3 protein-coding genes are annotated in these 3413 nt (G+C 62.6%); all 3 read right to left on the bottom strand.

Annotated elements, in window-relative coordinates:
- A partial coding sequence (locus LI953_RS15255; RefSeq protein ID WP_227076946.1) for a 3'(2'),5'-bisphosphate nucleotidase CysQ occupies positions 1-715 on the bottom strand: 715 nt, incomplete at its 3' end.
- On the bottom strand, positions 712-2622 hold the full coding sequence (cysN, locus tag LI953_RS15250; protein ID WP_227076945.1) for a sulfate adenylyltransferase subunit CysN: 1911 nt from the start codon (positions 2620-2622) through the stop codon (positions 712-714). The genes cysN and LI953_RS15255, both read right to left, overlap by 4 nt.
- Positions 2622-3413: sulfate adenylyltransferase subunit CysD (cysD, locus tag LI953_RS15245; RefSeq protein ID WP_227076944.1), on the bottom strand; the 792-nt coding region annotated here is incomplete at its 5' end. The genes cysN and cysD, both read right to left, overlap by 1 nt.

Below are 3413 nucleotides of genomic sequence, written 5' to 3'. Positions count from 1 at the left end.
CCACCGCCTGCAGCACTTTTGGCGCCAATTCTTTTTGGCAGATGAGCAGATCTGGCAGATACGGGTTTTCGTTGTTGTAGATGAGCGGGCTGCCATCGGCGCGGGAGGCGTGCAGCCCTGCGGCGAGGGCCACCGCGGCGGGGGCGCAGTTATCCCACTCATATTGCCCGCCGGTGTGCAGGTAGATATCCGCCTCGCCGCGCAGCACCGCCATCGCCTTGGCCCCAGCCGAGCCCATCGGCACCAGTTCGGCGCCCAAAGCCTCCGCCACCGCCACCGCCTCCTTGGCCGGCCGGGTGCGGCTGACCAGCATGCGCAGCTTCGGCGCCACCTCGGGCAGGACCTGCGGCTCGGAGGTTAACGTCAGCCCCAGCCCTGGCAGCGCCACCGCCCCCAGTGCCGGCGCGCCGTCGATGGACAGCGCCACATGCACCGCCCAATCCGTCCGCCGCTCGCCATATTCGCGCGTGCCATCCAGCGGGTCGACAATCCATACCCGCCCCGCACGGAGCCGCCCCTCGTTGTCTTTCTCCTCCTCGGAGAGCACGGCATCTTCGGGGCGCTGCCGGGCCAGCGCCTCCATGATGAAGGCATTCGCCACGCGGTCCCCCGCCTTGCCCAGCGCCTTCTCCGAGAACAAGCCCGATTGCTGCAACTCCAGCAGCAGCCGGCCCGCCGTCGCGGCGATCTGTTTCGCCAATTCCAGATCGGTCACGGGATCAGCCTTTCAATGATCAGATCCGCCGCCTGCTCCGGCGTCAGCTTCGCGGTGTCGATGTGGATCTCCGGGTTCTCCGGCGGCTCATACGGAGAGTCGATGCCGGTGAAGTTCTTCAACTCGCCGGAGCGCGCCTTCTTATACAGCCCCTTCACGTCGCGTTTCTCCGCCTCCTCCAGCTTGGTGTCGATAAAGATCTCCACGAACTCGCCCGGCTGCATCATCTTGCGCACCATCTCACGCTCCGAGCGGAACGGCGAAATGAACGCGGTGAGCACGATCAGCCCGGCATCCGTCATCAGCTTCGCCACCTCGCCCACGCGCCGGATATTCTCGATCCGGTCCGCCTGGGTGAAGCCGAGATCCTTGTTCAGCCCATGGCGCACATTATCGCCATCGAGCAGGAAGGTATGCCGGTTCATCCGCACCAGCTTCTTCTCAACAAGGTTGGCGATCGTGCTCTTGCCCGCGCCCGAGAAGCCGGTGAACCACAGCACCGCCGGCTTCTGGTTCTTCAAACTCGCATGCACATCGCGGGAAATATCCAGCGCCTGCCAATGCACATTCTGCGAACGCCGCAGCGCGAAATGGATCATTCCCGCCGCCACGGTGGCGTTGCTCATCTTGTCGATCAGGATGAACCCGCCCAGCGTGCGGTTGCGCTCATAAGCCTCGAACGGGATCGGCCGGTCGGTGGCAATATTGGCGACACCGATGGCGTTCAGCTCCAGCGTCTTCGCCGCCATGTGCTCCATGGTGTTCACGTTCACCTGATATTTCGGTGCATGCACACTCACCGAAACCGTCTGTGTCGCCAGCTTCAGCCAATAGGCGCGACCCGGTGTCAGCGCCTCATCGGCCATCCACACGATCGTCGCCTCAAACTGGTCCGCCACCTGCACCGGCGCATCGGCCAGGGTGATCACATCGCCGCGCGAGCAGTCGATCTCATCGGCAAAGCACAGCGTCACCGATTGCCCGGCCACGGCCTGCTCCAGATCGCCATCCAGCGTGACAATGCGCGTCACCGTCGAGGTCTTGCCCGAGGGCAGCACCCGGATGGCATCGCCAGGGCGCACCACGCCCGAGGCAACCTGCCCGGAAAACCCACGGAAATCCAGATTCGGCCGGTTCACCCACTGCACCGGCAGCCGGAACGGCTTCGCCTGATCCGCGGTCACATCCAGCTCCACGCTCTCCAGATAGGCCATCAGGGTCGGGCCCTGATACCATGGCGTATTCTCGGACTTCGTGGTGATGTTATCGCCCTTGAAGCCGGAGATCGGCATCGGCGTGAAACCCTTGATGCCGATGCTGTCGGCGAATTTGCGATACTCCTCGACAATCGCCTCATACTTCGCCTGATCGTAGCCGATCAGATCCATCTTATTCACCGCCAGCACGATCTGGCGAATGCCGATGAGATGCGCGAGATAGGAATGCCGCCGCGTCTGCGTCAGCACGCCTTTGCGCGCGTCAATCAGGATCACGGCGAGATCCGCCGTGGACGCGCCCGTGACCATGTTACGTGTATATTGCTCATGGCCGGGCGTGTCCGCGACGATGAATTTGCGCTTCTCCGTGGCGAAAAACCGGTAGGCCACGTCGATGGTGATGCCCTGCTCACGCTCGGCGGCGAGGCCATCGACCAGCAACGCGAAATCTATCTGCTCTCCCTGCGTGCCATGGCGTTTGGAATCGGATTCCAGCGCCGCCAACTGATCCTCGAAGATCATCTTCGAATCATACAGCAGCCGTCCGATCAGCGTCGATTTGCCGTCATCCACCGAGCCGCAGGTGATGAAGCGCAGCATGCTCTTGTGCTGATGCTTCTCCAGATAGGCGTTGATGTCTTCCGCGATCAGCGCCTCGGTCTTGTAGGAGCTTTCCTGAACCTCGGACATCAGAAATACCCCTCCTGCTTCTTCTTCTCCATGCTGGCGCCGCCAGCATCCTTGTCGATCACCCGGCCTTGGCGCTCCGATGTCGTGGTCAGCAGCATCTCCTGGATCACCTCGGGCAGCGTCTTCGCCTCGCTCTCCACCGCGCCGGTGAGCGGGTAGCAGCCCAGCGTGCGGAAGCGGATGGACTTCATCTCCGGCACCTCACCGGGCTTCAGCGGGAAGCGCTCGTCATCCACCATGATCGTCAGCCCGTCGCGCTCCACGGTCGGCCGCATCGCCGCGAAATATAGCGGCACGATCGGGATATTCTCCAAATGGATGTATTGCCAGATATCCAGCTCCGTCCAATTCGAAATCGGAAACACGCGGATGCTCTCGCCCTTGGCCTTGCGCGCGTTGTACAGATTCCACAGCTCCGGACGCTGGTTCTTCGGGTCCCAGCGGTGATTGGCCGAGCGGAACGAGAAGATGCGCTCCTTGGCGCGGGATTTCTCCTCATCACGGCGCGCGCCGCCAAACGCGGCGTCAAAGCCGTATTTGTCCAAAGCCTGCTTCAGCCCTTCCGTCTTCCACATATCCGTATGCAGCGGGCCGTGGTCAAACGGGTTGATCCCCTTCGCCATCGCCTCGGGGTTATGGTAGACAATCAGCTCCATCCCGCTCTCGCGCGCCATGCGGTCGCGCAGCTCGTACATCGCCTTGAACTTCCACGTCGTGTCCACATGCAGCAGCGGAAATGGCGGCGGGCTCGGATAAAACGCCTTGCGCGCCAAATGCAGCATCACCGCACT

The organism is Acidocella sp. KAb 2-4, assembly GCF_020567705.1.
Taxonomy (GTDB): domain Bacteria; phylum Pseudomonadota; class Alphaproteobacteria; order Acetobacterales; family Acetobacteraceae; genus Acidocella.
This window is presented reverse-complemented; position numbering and strand designations above follow the sequence as displayed.

Excerpts from the sequence above, each read along its gene's own strand:
- cysN (WP_227076945.1), bottom strand. The coding sequence starts at position 2,622 with ATGTCCGAGGTTCAGGAAAGCTCCTACAAGACCGAGGCGCTGATCGCG.